Origin of the sequence: Flavobacterium glycogeni (assembly GCF_048286775.1) — a bacterium.
Classification (GTDB): domain Bacteria; phylum Bacteroidota; class Bacteroidia; order Flavobacteriales; family Flavobacteriaceae; genus Flavobacterium.
The window spans coordinates 24,872-41,500 of record NZ_JBLVPV010000027.1 but is presented as its reverse complement, the minus strand read 5'-3'; the positions used below and the strand labels follow the sequence as shown (position 1 = coordinate 41,500).

Sequence of the window (16,629 nt, the reverse complement as noted above, 5' to 3'; positions counted from 1 at the left end):
GATTTCATTACTAACCTCGTAAAAGCTACAAGCAAAAAAGAGGTAATGAGTATCTGTGGATATAGCTATGTGTTTTTAGATGAAATTTGGACTATATAATACATGTGTTTGGTATAAAACTTTTAATTGGAACAACCCCGTATTTACCATTGAAACCGTAGGCATATTTATACTCCAGAATACATTGCCTTGACTAAGGAGTTCTATTTGAAACTTTAGTTTGCTTTAAGAATGCTTTTAAACTGGTATAATATTCTTTCTAACAAACGTAAATCTTCAGTTACAATCTCAGCAGAGCCTGTCATTTCCTGTTGAAAAGGAATATTTTTTTTATAATTTGTTTCCAAATTTTCAGGAAGTGAAACATCTAACAATAAATTCCCTTCTTTATCCGGCACCAATGAAATATTTTTCACTTTACCTTTCAACACGCCAAACTCTCTATCAGGAAAATTTGCCAAACGAATATTAACGCGTTGACCCATCTTAATTTTTCCGGAATTTTGAGCCGGAGCTTTTACTTTGCCCACATATCCTTTTTCTAACGTGGGAATTATGGAGAATACATTATCCCCTGCAGTTATGGTCTGGTTCTCTGTCCAAATTTGTAAAAAAGAAACTCGTCCTTCAATAGATGATTTTAACACATACGCCAATTCCCAATCTTTTATGATTTTCTTCAATTGATAAAAAGATTGAATCTTGTTACTTTCCAAATTAACTTCTTCTTTGGTTCCGTTAATTCTTGTGCCCTCGCTATTTCTATTATTACTAATTAAGGATGATTTTAATTGCGAAATACTGCTCAACAGACTTTTATAATTTTTCTCGGCTTGAAGATATCCCAATTTCTTATTTTCAAAATCTTGCGCAGATACCACCCCTTTATTAAATAAAATTTCAAATCGATTCACATCATTCTTCTGAAGCAGCAATTCAGATTCATTTATGCTTTTTTGTTGTTGCAAAAGATCTAAACGCTCTCTAATCTGAATACTTTCTGAATTATTAGCCTTATTTTCGATTTGAAAAGGATGCAGATCTGAATTAAGCTCATCCGCTATATAAGCTGTATAAAAGGCAGAAAAGGCACTTTCAATATCACCCAATTGCACATTTTTCAATAACCCAAAAGGAAAATTATTTTTCTTTGAATTAATATTTATTGTATCAATGACGCTTTTCAATACATACACATCTTTATAATTAGCAGGATTCTCAATTATTGCTAAAGGTGTATTTGCTGCAACTTTATTCTTATCGGTTATTAAAATTGCTTCAATTCTCCCAGAAGTTTTTGCCACCAACTTTTCAGGCGGAATATTTGTCGTGATAGTAACTTGTGTTGTTATAACATCCGGATATTTAACAAACCAAGAAACAAAAAAAAGCATCAGGATAATTCCAAAAATCAAAACGGTACCCCAACGGATCATCCAATGTGGAACTCTTGTGAGAATATCTTGAACCTCTTCGCTTCTAAGCTGGAAGTCGGGAGTTGGGCGCTGGGAGTTAGGAGTTCTTCTTTCAGACATTTTACTGTTTTATTTTAGATTTGAAGGCAATTAACATATTCATTAAATTAAAAGCTTCATTATAATGTTTTTCAAATATTTCTTTGGTCATATAATTCCTTCTCTCTGCTTTATACAAACAGGTTACCGTTTCTGCCAATGAACGAACAGAGTATCCTAAAAACCGATTAAATTCGGCATTTGATTGTAAAATTGAACCCTCCGAGATATTTAAAGCTACAGAATCTGAAGCCCTAAGAATTTGCGAACAAAGATTATACATTTCATTTTTAGGGAATTCCAGCGAGAGCTTATAAATATCTTCTCCAAAATCCATGGCTCTTTGCCAAATTATTAATTTTTCAAATTTAAAACTCATGATTGTTGTTATTTAATTTGTTTGGAGCTGGAAGCTGGGAGTCAGAAAACCCTATTTTACTCTTCCCTCTTCCTACTTCCATCTTCCTACTCCTGCTTAATTTCCTAATTGCAATTGATTTCTAACCAATTCAAAATAATTTCCTTTTTGTTCCACTAAAGCAGAATGGCTTCCCATTTCAATAATTTTTCCTTTATCCAAAACAACAATTTGGTCTGCATTCATTACTGTGCTTAATCGGTGCGCAATCACTACCACGGTTTTATTTTTAAAGAAAACATCTAATTTTCCCATAATTTCTTTTTCATTATTGGCATCCAATGCGGAAGTAGCTTCATCAAAAAACAACATTTCAGGATTTTTATACACCGCCCTGGCAATCAACAATCTTTGTTTCTGCCCCGTACTCATCCCTACACCTTCGGAACCAATTTTGGTGTTATAGCCTAATGGCAAACCAGAAATATATTCTTTTATGTTAGCGACATCGGCAGCATAAACCAATCGTTCTTTATTGATACTATCAACTCCAACCGCAATATTATTAGCAATGGTGTCATTAAAAATAAAACCTTCTTGCATAACCGCGCCAATGTTAGCGCGCCAAGCTTTTTGGGCGATATTTTTAAGCTTGGTATTGCCAATATTAACTTCCCCTTTATCCGGTTCATAGAACTTAAGCAACAGTTTCATTAAGGTAGTTTTTCCGCTGCCGCTCACCCCAACAATTGCTGTTACTTTATGGGCAGGAATGGTCAAGTTCAAATGTTCCAGAACTGGGACATCTGACCCCAAATAACGATAGGAAAGATTCTTAATCTCAATAGCACTATCTTTTGGAATATCATGGGTTTGATACACTTCTTGTTGCGCTTCATCTTCTTTTTCGTGAATTTCCGATAGTCTAGCTAATGATATTTTAGCATCTTGCACCTCACGTACAAACTCGATAAGCTGTGTAATAGGACCGTTCAAGCTGCCAACTATGGAACTTATCGCCATCATCATCCCTAAGGTAATTGAACCATCGATAACCAATTTTGCCGAAAGGAAAATAATAAAAATGTTTTTCAACTCGTTAATTACGGACGAGCCAATAGTTTGTGTTTGTTCCAGAACCAGACCTTTTATAGAAACCCGAAACAATCTCGCTTGGACATATTCCCACCCCCATCGTTTTTGCTTCTCGGCATTATGCAGTTTTATTTCCTGCATCCCGTTGATAAGTTCCATGACTTTGCTTTGTTCTTGGGAAACTTCGGAAAATCGTTTATAATCCAACACTTCTCTTCGTTTTAAAAACAAGGTGATCCAACCGAAATACAACAAACTTCCGGCAAAAAAAACGAAGAATATCTGAAGGTTATAATAGGCTAAAACCCCTCCCATAATAAACATATTGATCACCGAGAATAACACGTTTAATGATGAAGTAGTAAGTATGCGTTCTATACGATGATGATCGTTGATTCGTTGCATAATATCACCCGTCATCCGAACATCAAAAAAAGAAATAGGCAGATTCATTAACTTAATAAAGAAATCTGAAATCAAGGATATATTTATTCGAGTGGAAAGATGTAATAATATCCAACTTCTTATAAGTTCCAATCCTGTTCTTCCCGCAAAAAGGAACAATTGTGCAAACAGAATCAGATAGATAAAATGAATATTCTGGTTTTGAATCCCAACATCAACAATACTTTGCGTAAGAAAAGGAAAAACAAGCTGTAACAAACTACTGGCAAGCAAGCCAACACTTAACTGCATTAGAAATGATTTGTATCGCAATACATATTGGGATAACAAACCAAAACCCAACCCTTTTTTGTCTGCTGCATCAAATTCAGATTGAAAGAATTTTGGTGTAGCTTCGAGTAATAAGGCAATGCCTTCTTCGGTGGTCTCATCTGCATTGTTGCCAATCCAAAATTTTATGAAATCTTTTTGGTTGTATTCTATTAAACCGAATCCAGGATCCGAAATAAAATAACTCCCTTTTTTTATTTTATACAGCACCACATAGTGCTCTTTGTTCCAGTGCAACACACAAGGTAATGGAGCTTCTTCCAATCTTTTTAGATTGAGTTTTATGCCTAATGTTCGAAAACCTATCTTTTCAGCAGCATCACTTAGAAATAAAAGATTACTTCCTTCACGAGTGGTCTCGCTATAATCACGTAACTCTTGAATGTTTATGGTTTTTCCGTAATGTTTGGCAATTATTTTTAAGCAAGTTGGGCCGCAATCTTTACTATCGGCTTGTATGTAGTTGGGGAATTTCTTCAATTTTAATTAATTATTTTAAAAGTAATATAATACAAATTATTTCAAATACTATATTTGAAATAATAGAGAGGAAAAACTTCCTCTCTATTTATAATTCAAATTATTTCAATAATATTGAATTGAATAAAAGACAAACTATAGTTGATCTGAATTCTTATGACATACTGGAAGATTATCTGGATTCGGACAATAGTAATATCCTGAAAAACAACCTTGAGAAAGGTCGCCACTTGGGTACGTTGGATCACCTCCTTTAATTGATTTTTGCTCATTTTTAGTTAATTCCTGACCACCTTCTAAATTCAAAATATTTTTTAACATGATTATAGTTTATAAATTTGGTTAATATTCCAATCGCTTTACTAACGCTTAGGCCATGTAATTACAAATCCTTAATTAATTCTTCTATAAAAAAAGTCTTCCCTACCTGGGTCTTCTCTCATTTTTTGGTCAACACACATTCCATTAACACAAATCATATCCATTTCATAGCAAATAGAATATTCACTACAACCTGTACCACCATTAATTTCCTTTTGCTCATTTTTAGTTAATTTCTGAGCACCCTCTAGATTTAAAATGTTTTTTAACATAATATAAAGTTTAAAATTTGGCTAATCCCTCGAATTATTTTAAGAAAATTAGTGGTTTATAACTATCTCTTTCAATGAAATATCTAATAACAAATACATCCTTTGTAACACTGTGAATCATTTGGATTGTTACACGGAACACCTCCCGCACTACCACATATATCAGGACTTGAACAAATAAGTTTTGGCACACCACCATTAATTGATTTTTGCTCATTTTTAGTTAATTTTTGAGCACCTTCTAAATTCAAAATGTTTTTTAACATAATTATAGTTTTATAAATTTGGTTAATATCCCAATCATTTTAAGACGCTTGGAATTTGTGTCTATCTTTCCTGTGTTTAAAAAATGAGGACGCTAATAACCTCATAATATTCAATTTCAGAAAAGGGGGTTTTTAATTCTAACTAATCAACACAAATCCAACAAGTTCCTTTGGTACAACATTGACCAGTTGGACATAAATGAGTTGCATCACAAGCGATTCTCCCACCATTAATTGACTTTTGCTCATTCTTGGTTAATTTCTGAGCACCCTCTAATTTTAAAATGTTTTTTAACATGATTATAGTTTTTATTAATTTAGTTAATACCCCAATCGTTTTAAGACACTTGAGGTCTGTGTCTTTGAAAGTTTATATTAAATAGCGTCGCAATAAGCTTTGCACTTCCTTAAAAAACTATCATTCAAATAATTGGGATCAGCACAAACAGTAGGATTACAATATGCTGGATACCACACTCCTCCTTTTATTACTTTCTGTTCATTTTTGGTCAATTTTTGAGCCCCTTCTAATTTTAAAATGTTTTTTAACATGATTATAGTTTTTATTAATTTAGTTAATACCCCAATCATTTTGAGACACTTGGGGTTTGTGTCCATAACTTATAAAAGAAAGAAATGGCAAATACCACTTCCTCCTTTTAAAAGCAAAAATATTTGTGATATCGAGAAAACAGATTACAGATACTCGCTATCTAAATATTAGTTTTTTATTGCCCCAAACAATTTTGATCCCATTGAGAACAATATCTAGCAATAGGATCCCAAGATAAACAACAGGCTGGTGCTTTACCACCTTTAATAGCTTTCTGCTCATTTTTGGTTAATTTCAGAGCTCCCTCTAACTTCAAAATATTTTTCAACATAATATATAGTTTTATAAATTTGGTTAATATCCCAATCGTTTTAAGACACTTGGGATTTGTGTCTATAAGCTCTTAATCTAGAGAATAAGCGACTTAATTTTCAAGAAATAATAGTGGCTTTTGAGTACCTTCTAGATTTTAAATCTGATTTTAGCAGAATAGCTTTAAATTTATTGCTGCTGTTTTAAACACAGCAATAATATCTATCATATAGTAAAACTATCTTACCAGATATACCTGTCCTATTAAAACAGTCATCTCCACCTTCCGAAGCTATATAAAGCGCGTCACATCCAGCTGGAACAGATGTATATACACCACCTTTAATTGACTTTTGCTCATTTTTAGTTAATTTTTGAGCACCTTCTAAGTTTAAAATATTTTTTAACATATCATTTAAATTTTAAAGAGAGTTACACCAAATTCTGCTTGAACCACCACAACCTGTAACCCAACCAGCACCAGGTGAAACTGTTTGCATTACGCACCCATCAGCTAAACATTGAGCCATAGCTTCAGTGATACCACCAGTAATAATTTTTTGCTCATTCTTAGTTAATTTCTGAGCTCCTTCTAAATTCAAAATGTTTTTTAACATAATATAAAGTTTAAAATTTGGTTAATATCCCAATCGTTTTAAGACACTTGGAATTTGTGTCTATCCTTGCAAGAATGTTTTTTATATTTCTTATACTTCCACTAAACTATTCATTTCTAAAAGCTCTTTTTCTTCTGTAAAATCATTTAGGAAATATTTCAATTCGTTTACATCATATTCAACAGGAAACAACTTGTCATTCACCATTTTTACTGGAGTATAATTGAATTCATTTTCTAAACACCAATTGTATTGTTGTTCTATCTGATGATTCACTCTCATAGGAATGTTATCAATCTTCCATTTATTATTCCATTTTTCTAATCCTATTTTTTGAATGTGCCAATCTGATATTGCTTCTTCCATCTTGCCTAGATTAGAATTATTAATTGCTAATAAACTCTCCACAACTACTTTATATGGATTATCATTATTCTCTGGATTAATATTAAACAAGACATTTAAAGAAATTTTTTGTGGAAACGTCGAAACCAACTCAAATGCCTCTTGAAATGCTTTATGACAATGACCACAACTTGGACTAAGTATTAAAGTAAGATTTACTTCGGAATTTCTATTCCCAAATCTCAACCCTTCCAATTGATCTAATCCTTTGACAACAGGAATTTTCTTTAACAAGAAATTAAAAACATCATAATTCCTTTTGAACTTTTTTAATTCATTTATCGATTTCTCCATTTTTATTTTATTCTCCAAGATTGGCTTTATAACTAGCCAAAATGAAGTAGTCACTATCAGAGAAATCAGATAAGAAAAAAGATTAGGAAGCGCAATCCCTAAAAATGGTTGTCCCATAAAAATCCAAATTACACTTTGAAGAACAATAATAAAGGAGATTACTAAGCATAGCAGACACCATTTTTTTAATTGTCGCTTTTGCACCCAAATAGAATAGAGAATTACCGGAAGAGACAGTAAACTAAGAAATCCTACCACATTGCTTGAACTGGCTGGTTGAAGTGCTATTGATAACACATTAACACTAAAAAAAAGTATTGGCAAATCTGAAAAACTAACCCATTTATTAATTTCTCCTTTGTCTGATTTAATAACTGAATCGCAGGATGCATTTGGGCTGATGTTACAGAATTTTGAGACTATTTGATTTTTTAAACCAAGCTTCTCTTGAACAATAAAAACACTGAAAAGTAAGCCGATTATTGACGTCAATAAAAGAACAAAATCATTTAATCCATAACTATTATAAATCGTCGATACTATTATTAGCGCTAAAACTGGCAAACTATATATTAACCATTTTGAATTACTTTTTAAACTCTCATTTTCAATAGTTTCATTTGGCTCGATGGCTATGACTATTCCATCCCAACCCGTAATAAATTCATTAAAAGACAAATCCTGTTTTTCTCCTTTTTCAGTAACAATATTGATTAAAGCACTTGTCTTAGAGACCAGAACTAAACCTTCATTATAAATGGCCAAGAAAGAATTGGGCAATTCAAGTAATTGTTCTTTTGGAACTTTTATAGCAATATTTTCTATGGATAACATATTTAATGTATCTGTTACTGCAAACACACTTGGATAATTTGGATGCGACTGAAACAAATCTTCAAAACCTTCTTTTTGGTTTGAAAAATGATTAATCTCTAAATACTTTTGAACTAAACTTATCATAAAATTTCTCTCTAAATCAATTAATAATTGATATTAATGTCCTTACAAATATTAAGTTTTTATTCAAACATAAATGCTTTGCTTTTACAATTTTCAAATTACAGTACAGATAATTTATAAATTGTAAAAGCAAAAAAATACAAACAACTAACTAAATATCAGAGCATTATGTCTTTATTTATAAAGCTTACATGATAAAAACAACAAAGGAAATTGCTGCTTCATAAATAGCATATTTTTGATTTGAGTAGAATAATCTATTTCATAACCGAACAATAATTATTATGAAAAGTAAAATAACAAGTTTTGAAAATTTTAAAAAAAACACGATTTTAAAGAGTCAGTTACTGACTATTTTTGGAGGGGATGCAGGTCCTGAAAAACCAGGAACAGGCACTTCCTCAAGTTCTGGTGCAGGTGCCACAATAGTAAAATTAATCTCAAATCCATTACCTGTTTTAGGTCAAAAAATATAATTGAGCTTACTTAACTATTTTTTTCTAACCCTTTAATAAATTGAACTGGGGTAACTCCAGTTCTTTTATTAAAGGATTTAGTAAATGAAACTGCGTTTTTAAAACCAGCACTTTCAGCAATGGCCTGAGTAGAATATTTCCTGTAGATTGAGTTGGAAATCATTTCTTTTATTACATAATTAATCCTAAGCTCGTTTAAGTACCCACTAAACGTTTTATTATAATGCTTGTTTACGATAATGGAAAGGTACGAAGTATTTGTTTTGATTTTTCTTGCTGCGTATTGTTGAGTAAAATCAGGTTTTAAATAATAAGATTTCTTTTCTAAAATTTTTAATTTCTCCAAAATTTCTTTTTCTTTTTCTAAACTTATTGTAACAATACTATTTTTTAAAGCTATCTCTTTTGAGTTATAATTTTCTGAAATAACGGATAAGTCATTAAACTCATTTAATTTATATTTCTCAGTTAACTCTGCTATTTTTCGTTCTGCAATCCTTTTCTTTTTAGTATTATTAATAACCAATAACAACAACAAACCCACTAAAATCAGAAAAAAGGAAATGGTTAATCTATTGAACATACTTTTATATCTATAGCCTTTTTGAATTTTATACATTTCACTTTTTAAACCTTCTTCACTCAGTTTAAAATTCACCTCTGTAATTTCTTTGTTTAGTTTAAATTCGCTTTTCTCATAATTACTTAAATATATTTCTGAATGTTTTGCGGCCTCTTCTAAATTATTGACAGAACTATAAATTTTAGCCTGATAATAATTAGACTTCAAAAACTCCATTTGGTTATTTTTTTTAGAATAATAAGCCGAGTCAACCTTTTTAAGAAAAATTAATGCTTTTTTATAATCTTTATTGAAATAATATAGATTCCCTAAATTGTAAATTGTTTTGAAGTATTCATTCTCAAAATCATTATCCTTTGCAATAATCAAAACACTTTGATAGTTTTTTTCTGCTTCAATAAAATTATTTTTCAAATAATATATATTAGCTAAATTCATAATGGCTCTAACTTTATTGTAAGACATCTCTTCAGAATAAATCACAGCCTTATTGTAAAAAAATTGAGCCGAATCTAATAACTCTGTTCTGCCGTTATTTTTCTTATAATAATCTTCGTAAAATTTACCTAAATTTAAATTTACATTGCTTTTATTGATACTAAATTGTTCTTTTGAAAACAAATATCCTATTTCATCTAAGATTTTATTTGTTTGCTTAGAGGTAGAAATTGCTGACTTATAATTCCCCACCTCGCCTTTTATCAAAGCAATATTATTTTTGAATTTAACAACTTGAATTTGATCTCCAATGCTTTCAGAGAGTTTTTCCCCTTCTTGATATTTATCTAAAGCCTTGCTAAAACTTCCTCTTTTCCAATCTGAAAGTCCACCATAATTAAGTAAATAAGCATTTAATTTTCTTTTTTCTTTAGAAGGGGAAATTTTATTTAGATGAATAAACGCTTCTTTATAAATCTGTCGAGACTTAATACTATCGCCTTTAATCTGAAATAAGTAAGATTCAGCTCCCGCAGCGAAACCCTTGTGAAAATTATTACTGGAGTTCCCTATTCTGTTGGTATAAATAAACGCACTATCAATATTGGAATTTGTTAGCATTCTTACTTTATCCTGTAAAATTAAATACTCTTTGTTAGACAAAATTTTGTTATTTTGTGATACACAAACACATGAGATAAAAAAAAGGATACTGCAAAGTATAAACTTCATTGATTTTTCATTTTGAATAGTAGTGGAAAGCAAACAAATGTATTCTATAAGAAATTATTATCAAAACTATAAATTTAATAAGAGTCCATCAATATTGTAATATTCTAGATTGGCATAAAAAAAAATATTTTTTAAAAATATAACATTTCATAATGGTTTTGTTATATTTCTTTGTGTAAATTTGTTCCATTAAAATTACCAAACCATGAAACCAGACTTATTTCAAGCTCCAGATTATTATAACTTAGACGATTTACTAACAGAAGAGCACAAACTAGTACGTGATTCTGCCCGTGCATGGGTAAAACGTGAAGTGTCTCCTATTATAGAAGAATATGCTCAAAAAGCTGAATTTCCAAAACAAATCATAAAAGGTTTGGGTGAAATTGGTGGTTTTGGCCCTTATATTCCAGAAGAATACGGTGGTGCCGGTTTAGACCAGATTTCATACGGTTTAATTATGCAAGAAATTGAACGTGGTGATTCTGGCGTTCGTTCTACCTCATCTGTACAATCATCTTTGGTGATGTATCCGATTTGGAAATATGGAAATGAAGAGCAACGCGTAAAATACTTACCAAAGTTAGCTACAGGAGAATTTATGGGATGTTTCGGATTAACTGAACCTAATTACGGTTCAGATCCTGGAAGCATGATTACCAACTTTAAAGACATGGGTGATCATTATTTATTGAATGGCGCCAAAATGTGGATTTCAAATGCACCGTTTGCAGATATTGCTATTGTTTGGGCAAAAAATGAAGAAGGAAGAATTCACGGTTTAATCGTAGAGCGTGGAATGGAAGGTTTTTCTACTCCTGAAACGCACAACAAATGGTCGCTTCGTGCGTCATCAACTGGGGAGTTAATTTTTGACAATGTAAAAGTGCCAAAAGAAAACTTATTGCCAAATAAATCTGGATTAGGAGCACCACTTGGCTGTCTTGATTCAGCACGTTACGGAATTGCCTGGGGCGCTATTGGTGCTGCCATGGACTGTTACGATACCGCTTTGCGTTATGCTAAAGAAAGAATCCAGTTTGACAAACCTATTGCAGGAACTCAATTGCAACAAAAGAAATTGGCCGAAATGATTACTGAAATCACTAAAGCACAATTATTAACTTGGAGATTAGGCGTTTTGAGAAATGAAGGCAAAGCAACAACAGCTCAAATCTCAATGGCTAAAAGAAATAATGTAGATATGGCAATCCATATTGCTCGTGAAGCCAGACAAATGCTAGGTGGAATGGGAATTACCGGAGAGTATTCTATCATGCGTCACATGATGAATCTTGAATCAGTAATTACTTATGAAGGAACCCATGACATTCACTTATTGATTACTGGAATGGATATTACTGGAATTCCAGCTTTTAAATAACATATTAAAAATGACATTCAAAAGAGCTTCTAAATTTTAGGAGCTCTTTTTTTTATTCTATAAATTGTAAAAGAATAAAACTATTTACTACTTTTAATTAAACATTAAATCAAAAAAATATGAATTTAAGTCAATTCCTAATGCCCGAATTTCAACATGAAATGGCAAATACCCGAAAAATGCTTGAAGCCATTCCCGAAGCAGATCTCGATTATCAATCGAATGAAAAAGCGATGAGTTTGGCACAATTGGCCAATCATATTGCTGAAATTCCAACTTGGGTTGGCTTCACGTTTTTATACCCTCAATTAGATTTCTCAACTTTCGAATACATTCCAAAAAAATTTAGAACCGTTAAAGAATTGGTTGCTTTCTTTGACAAAAACGTAGCCGATGCACAAAAGCTGTTAAGCGAAGTAAGCAACGAAACGCTAAATGAAAATTGGACGATGAAAAATGGAGAAGTTGTTTATTTCACGATGCCAAAACTTTCCGTATTCAGAATGTTTGTGATGAACCACACCATTCATCATAGAGGACAAATGTCTGCCTACATACGCGCGGTTGGAGCCGTTGTCCCTGCTATGTATGGCCCTACAGCCGATGAAGGAAATAATTAACAATACTATTTGCAAAATCAATGTTAAAAGCTTTTTAGAAACAAGAAGCTTTTTTATATTTACATAAAAATCCCACTTATGAATATTGAAACAATCAACAATAGCATTCAGCCCCAAAAAGAACTATTGTTACAACATTCTTTATATAAAAAAGTAAAAACTATTGAGGACTTACAGTGTTTTCAAGAAAACCATGTATATGCAGTTTGGGACTTCATGTCCTTATTAAAAGCATTACAATCCAAATTAACCTGCACAACAACTCCTTGGTTTGCAACAGAAAACCCTGAAACCAGGTATTTGATAAACGAAATAGTCCTTGCTGAAGAATCCGATTTGACAATTGATGGCCGTCGCCAAAGTCATTATGAAATGTACATTGAAGCGATGCAAGCCTGTGGAGCAAACACCGCTGGAATTGAGCATTTTTTATCCGAAGTAAATTCGCTTAAAAACATATTTGTTGCTATTACAAAAAGTAATTTACACCCAAATACCAAAGCTTTCTTAGACTTTACTTTCAGAGTTATTGACGAAGGAAAATCGCATGAAATTGCAGCTGCTTTCACTTTTGGAAGAGAAGATCTAATTCCAGGCATGTTTACCGCTATTTTGAAAAACTTTCAAGAAAATTTCCCAAAAACTGATTTGAGCAAGCTCATTTATTATTTCGAAAGACATATCGAATTGGATGCTGACGACCATGGTCCAATGGCAATGAAAATGATAACAGAACTTTGTGGAACTGATGCTCAAAAATGGTCTGATGTAGAAAAAATTTCAATTTTAGCCTTAGAGAAACGCATTGGCCTTTGGGATGCTATTGAAGAGAAAATACTTCATAAAGAAGTATATATTTAAAAACAGCTATGCAAACTGTTTTTATTTATCTTTATTTTTTTTAAAATAAATAAATGTCTTCCCAAGAACGATTAACAAGGGCCTACAAAGAAGCCAAAAGGATTCCTTTTGACGATCACTCAAAATTTATCCTTTTTAGTGACTGTCACAGAAGCGACAACAGTTTTGCTGATGATTTTGCAAGCAATCGAAACGTCTATTTTCATGCAATGACTCAATATTATAACGATGGCTTTGCGTATTGTGAGTTGGGTGACGGGGATGAATTATGGGAAAATATTTTTTTCAAAACTATTTTTGAAGCACACAAAAACGTGTATCTTTTACTAAAGAAATTCCACGATTCCAATAGATACCATAAAATTTGGGGCAATCATGAAATGACTTTTCGAGATAAAGATCATGTAGAAAAAACGCTTACTACGTATACAAACACCCAAAATGACAGAATTGAACCTTTATTTACTGGTATAAAATGTCATGAAGCCATCGTTTTAGTTCATCAGGAAACCAAGCAGGAACTGTTTTTAACCCACGGTCATCAAGCTGATTTCATGAATTACATTGGTTGGAAAATCAACAGGTTTATGGTGCGCGTCTTATGGAAACCGTTGCAAATTTGGGGAATATCAGATCCTACAAGTCCCGCCAAAAATTATTTGGAACGTATAAAAATAGAACTGCGCATAAAAAAATGGATTGAGAATAACAATCGTAAAATTACCATTGTAGGCCATACACATCGTCCTAGTTTTTCGTATCCAAATGAAAAATCAACACCTTATTTCAATGACGGAAGTTGCGTACATCCCAGAAGCATCACTGGAATTGAAATTGTAAACGGAACGATAACACTTACAAAATGGTTTATCGATACTAAAGAGAATGGCATTCTTCAGGTTGTGAGAGAAGTACTTGAAGGCCCGACGAATCTAAAAGATTACAAATAAAAAAAGCGTTAGCCGAGGCAAACGCTTTTTCATTAATTTTCCGGAGCCAACTCCAGTTCTAATCCTTCGAGGCTTTCCGTGATTGGGATTTGACAGCCCAAACGACTGTTTGATTTTACGTAAAATGCTTCTGACAACATCGCTTCTTCATCATCACCCATTTCCGGCAAAGGCACGTCATTAAGAACATAACATTGACAAGAAGCACACATGGCCATTCCGCCACAAGTTCCTTCTACAGGAAGTTCATAGGCTTTACATAATTCCATGATATTCATGGCCATATCTGTTGGAGCCTGTAATTCATGCACTACTCCTTCTCTATCTTTAATTTTTATTAATACATCCATGCTAATGGGTTATTCGTTTATGAGTTATTCGTTATGGGTTGAAAGTTATAGGTTGAGAGTTTAGGTGTTCAAAATTTAAATGTTTTTCAACTTCTAACTTTTTACTCTTAACATCTAACCTTTTAACTTTTTTTGTAAGGGATAGCAACCAGCTACCGAAGTAGCGCGGATAGCCCGACACTTTTAAGAAAAAAGGCCCATACCCGTTAAAACAAGTAGCCTTTTTTCTTAAAAGGGTCACGTCCTCCTTCTTCCGATAGCCATCGGAATGCGCTCAGGATGACAAATTTATAGAATATTTACAACAGTCTCTATTTGTGGTGCAAACTTTTTGATGGTGGTTTCCACGCCGGCTCTGAGTGTCATTTGGTTTACACTGCAACTGGTGCATGCTCCCTCGAGACGCACTTTTACGTGTTTGTCGTCCTCGATGGAAATCAGTGTGATGTCACCGCCGTCAGAATTCAAAAAAGGTCTGATTTCTTCGAGTGCTTTTTGAACTTCTACTAATAATTCTTCTGTTGTCATAATTAGATTATTGGATTTTTAGCCCTTTTAGATTTTTAGATTTCTTAGTTTGTCTAAGTAGTCTAAAAATCTAAGTAGTCTATTTTTTATTTACTGCTGAACAACCGGCCATAGTTGTGATTTTAACAGCCTCAGTCGCAGGTAAACTTTCGTTTCTACTTACTACTTCCCGTACTACATTTCTGGTGATTTCTTCAAAAACAGTTTCGATAACTGAACCGGTTTGCATCGCTGCCGGACGACCGTAATCTCCTGCTTCACGAATAGATTGTACGATTGGCACTTCGCCAAGGAATGGTACGCCTAAGTCTTCCGAAAGGTTTCTTGCTCCTTCTTTTCCAAAGATATAGTATTTATTTTCAGGTAATTCTTCTGGTGTGAAGTACGCCATGTTTTCAATAATTCCTAAAACAGGAACATTTATCGCATCTGACATGAACATCGAAACTCCTTTTTTAGCATCGGCCAAAGCTACTGCTTGTGGAGTACTTACTATTACAACACCCGTAATTGGTAATGATTGTACGATAGAAAGGTGAATATCGCCTGTTCCTGGTGGCAAATCGACTAACATAAAATCCAATTCTCCCCAGTCAGCATCAAAAATCATTTGGTTCAAGGCTTTAGAAGCCATTGGTCCTCTCCAAATTACCGCTTGACTTGGTGCTGTAAAAAATCCAATAGAAAGAATTTTTACTTCGTAACTTTCAACAGGTTTCATTTTTGATTTCCCATCGACTGTTACAGAAACTGGTTTTTCATTTTCTACGTCAAACATGATTGGCATAGAGGGCCCGTAAATATCGGCATCAAGGATTCCTACTGAAAAACCCATTTTAGCTAATGATACCGCTAAATTTGCAGTCACAGTAGATTTTCCCACTCCTCCTTTACCAGAGGCAACACCTATAATATTTTTGATTCCTGGTATTGATTTCCCTTTGATTTCCGGCCTGTCCGGAACCTCAACTTTACTATTGATTTTGATTTTAGCATCCGGAGATACTAATTCAAGAATTGTTTTTTTGATATCGTCTTCAGCACGTTTTTTAATGTGCATCGCCGGTGTGTGCAATACTAAATCTACTACAACCTCATCGCCAAAAGTAATCACATTTGCTATTGCTCCACTTTCAACCATATTTTTTCCTTCTCCAGCTATAGTAATCGTTTCTAAAGCTTTAAGAATGTCTTTTCTATCTAATTTCATTTTTAGTTTACTGTTTTCTATTGGCATTTCAGCGCCAGAATATTATCTTTATTTAAACTGATTTCAGATTACAAAGATAACAGATTAAGTTCTTATTATAAAGGATTTGTATTGCATTTATTGATGAAGAAATTGAGGGTGATTATTAGAGAATTTCAGCCTTATAATTCCCCAACACTAACCTATAGAGAGGAAGGTATTTATCTTTCTGATTTAATTAAAAAACAACATCATTAAGCCTAATAAAACAAAATTTATAATTTAAATTTATAAGAAAAAAACATGGGATTAAGTTTTCATTATAAGGGAGTACTG

The 16,629-nt window shown here is 32.7% G+C and carries 20 protein-coding genes; 5 read left to right on the top strand and 15 right to left on the bottom strand.

Annotation, left to right across the window (positions count from 1 at the left end):
• Positions 1-215: 215 nt before the first annotated feature.
• The 11 genes from ACNQGX_RS16195 to ACNQGX_RS16145 form a co-directional block, all read right to left on the bottom strand.
• On the bottom strand, positions 216-1,535 hold the full coding sequence (locus ACNQGX_RS16195; protein WP_417977973.1) for an HlyD family secretion protein: 1,320 nt from the start codon (positions 1,533-1,535) through the stop codon (positions 216-218).
• A 1-nt stretch (position 1,536) separates the two neighbouring features.
• Positions 1,537-1,893 (bottom strand): four helix bundle protein, encoded by a 357-nt coding sequence (locus ACNQGX_RS16190; RefSeq protein ID WP_417977971.1) that lies wholly within the window; start codon positions 1,891-1,893, stop codon positions 1,537-1,539.
• Positions 1,894-1,989: 96 nt separating this feature from the next.
• A complete protein-coding gene (locus ACNQGX_RS16185) occupies positions 1,990-4,182 on the bottom strand; it encodes a peptidase domain-containing ABC transporter (protein WP_417977969.1) in 2,193 nt (730 codons plus the stop codon).
• Positions 4,183-4,317: 135 nt separating this feature from the next.
• The gene (locus tag ACNQGX_RS16180) at positions 4,318-4,488 is read right to left on the bottom strand and encodes a hypothetical protein (protein WP_417977968.1); all 171 of its coding nucleotides are present in this window, start codon (positions 4,486-4,488) and stop codon (positions 4,318-4,320) included.
• 86 nt (positions 4,489-4,574) lie between these two features.
• On the bottom strand, positions 4,575-4,775 hold the full coding sequence (locus ACNQGX_RS16175) for a hypothetical protein (RefSeq protein WP_417977966.1): 201 nt from the start codon (positions 4,773-4,775) through the stop codon (positions 4,575-4,577).
• Between the two features lie 83 nt (positions 4,776-4,858).
• A complete protein-coding gene (locus tag ACNQGX_RS16170; protein ID WP_417977964.1) occupies positions 4,859-5,041 on the bottom strand; it encodes a hypothetical protein in 183 nt (60 codons plus the stop codon).
• Between the two features lie 375 nt (positions 5,042-5,416).
• A complete protein-coding gene (locus tag ACNQGX_RS16165) occupies positions 5,417-5,593 on the bottom strand; it encodes a hypothetical protein (RefSeq protein WP_417977963.1) in 177 nt (58 codons plus the stop codon).
• 176 nt (positions 5,594-5,769) lie between these two features.
• Positions 5,770-5,925 carry a hypothetical protein gene (locus ACNQGX_RS16160; RefSeq protein ID WP_417977961.1) on the bottom strand — a complete coding sequence of 52 codons (156 nt, stop codon included), beginning with the start codon at positions 5,923-5,925 and terminating at the stop codon, positions 5,770-5,772.
• A gap of 184 nt (positions 5,926-6,109) precedes the next feature.
• A complete protein-coding gene (locus tag ACNQGX_RS16155; RefSeq protein ID WP_417977959.1) occupies positions 6,110-6,316 on the bottom strand; it encodes a hypothetical protein in 207 nt (68 codons plus the stop codon).
• A gap of 12 nt (positions 6,317-6,328) precedes the next feature.
• Complete coding sequence (locus ACNQGX_RS16150) at positions 6,329-6,523, bottom strand: hypothetical protein (RefSeq protein WP_417977957.1); 195 nt, start codon at positions 6,521-6,523, stop codon at positions 6,329-6,331.
• A gap of 90 nt (positions 6,524-6,613) precedes the next feature.
• Complete coding sequence (locus tag ACNQGX_RS16145) at positions 6,614-8,182, bottom strand: vitamin K epoxide reductase family protein (protein WP_417977956.1); 1,569 nt, start codon at positions 8,180-8,182, stop codon at positions 6,614-6,616.
• A gap of 284 nt (positions 8,183-8,466) precedes the next feature.
• Between ACNQGX_RS16145 and ACNQGX_RS16140 the strand changes: the two genes are divergently transcribed.
• Entirely contained in the window at positions 8,467-8,658 is a 192-nt protein-coding gene (locus ACNQGX_RS16140; RefSeq protein WP_417977954.1) for a hypothetical protein, read from the top strand.
• 10 nt (positions 8,659-8,668) lie between these two features.
• Here ACNQGX_RS16140 and ACNQGX_RS16135 read toward each other — a convergent pair whose 3' ends face one another.
• Positions 8,669-10,342 (bottom strand): helix-turn-helix domain-containing protein, encoded by a 1,674-nt coding sequence (locus tag ACNQGX_RS16135; RefSeq protein ID WP_417977952.1) that lies wholly within the window; start codon positions 10,340-10,342, stop codon positions 8,669-8,671.
• A 274-nt stretch (positions 10,343-10,616) separates the two neighbouring features.
• Here ACNQGX_RS16135 and ACNQGX_RS16130 point away from each other — a divergent pair, with 274 nt between their 5' ends.
• The 4 genes from ACNQGX_RS16130 to ACNQGX_RS16115 all read left to right on the top strand — a co-directional run bounded on the left by ACNQGX_RS16130 (position 10,617) and on the right by ACNQGX_RS16115 (position 14,226).
• Complete coding sequence (locus ACNQGX_RS16130; RefSeq protein ID WP_131915590.1) at positions 10,617-11,795, top strand: acyl-CoA dehydrogenase family protein; 1,179 nt, start codon at positions 10,617-10,619, stop codon at positions 11,793-11,795.
• 119 nt (positions 11,796-11,914) lie between these two features.
• Positions 11,915-12,415 carry a DinB family protein gene (locus ACNQGX_RS16125; protein WP_417977950.1) on the top strand — a complete coding sequence of 167 codons (501 nt, stop codon included), beginning with the start codon at positions 11,915-11,917 and terminating at the stop codon, positions 12,413-12,415.
• Between the two features lie 78 nt (positions 12,416-12,493).
• Entirely contained in the window at positions 12,494-13,276 is a 783-nt protein-coding gene (locus ACNQGX_RS16120) for a DUF3050 domain-containing protein (RefSeq protein ID WP_417977948.1), read from the top strand.
• A gap of 53 nt (positions 13,277-13,329) precedes the next feature.
• Positions 13,330-14,226 carry a serine/threonine protein phosphatase gene (locus tag ACNQGX_RS16115; RefSeq protein WP_417977946.1) on the top strand — a complete coding sequence of 299 codons (897 nt, stop codon included), beginning with the start codon at positions 13,330-13,332 and terminating at the stop codon, positions 14,224-14,226.
• Positions 14,227-14,258: 32 nt separating this feature from the next.
• On the opposite strand, the gene ACNQGX_RS16110 is transcribed toward ACNQGX_RS16115, so the two are convergent.
• The 3 genes from ACNQGX_RS16110 to ACNQGX_RS16100 all read right to left on the bottom strand — a co-directional run bounded on the left by ACNQGX_RS16110 (position 14,259) and on the right by ACNQGX_RS16100 (position 16,314).
• Positions 14,259-14,576, bottom strand: a complete 318-nt coding sequence (locus ACNQGX_RS16110) for a 2Fe-2S iron-sulfur cluster-binding family protein (RefSeq protein WP_073205174.1) — start codon at positions 14,574-14,576, stop codon at positions 14,259-14,261.
• Between the two features lie 288 nt (positions 14,577-14,864).
• On the bottom strand, positions 14,865-15,104 hold the full coding sequence (locus ACNQGX_RS16105; protein ID WP_091172742.1) for a NifU family protein: 240 nt from the start codon (positions 15,102-15,104) through the stop codon (positions 14,865-14,867).
• Between the two features lie 79 nt (positions 15,105-15,183).
• Entirely contained in the window at positions 15,184-16,314 is a 1,131-nt protein-coding gene (locus ACNQGX_RS16100) for an Mrp/NBP35 family ATP-binding protein (RefSeq protein WP_417977944.1), read from the bottom strand.
• Positions 16,315-16,629: the final 315 nt, after the last annotated feature.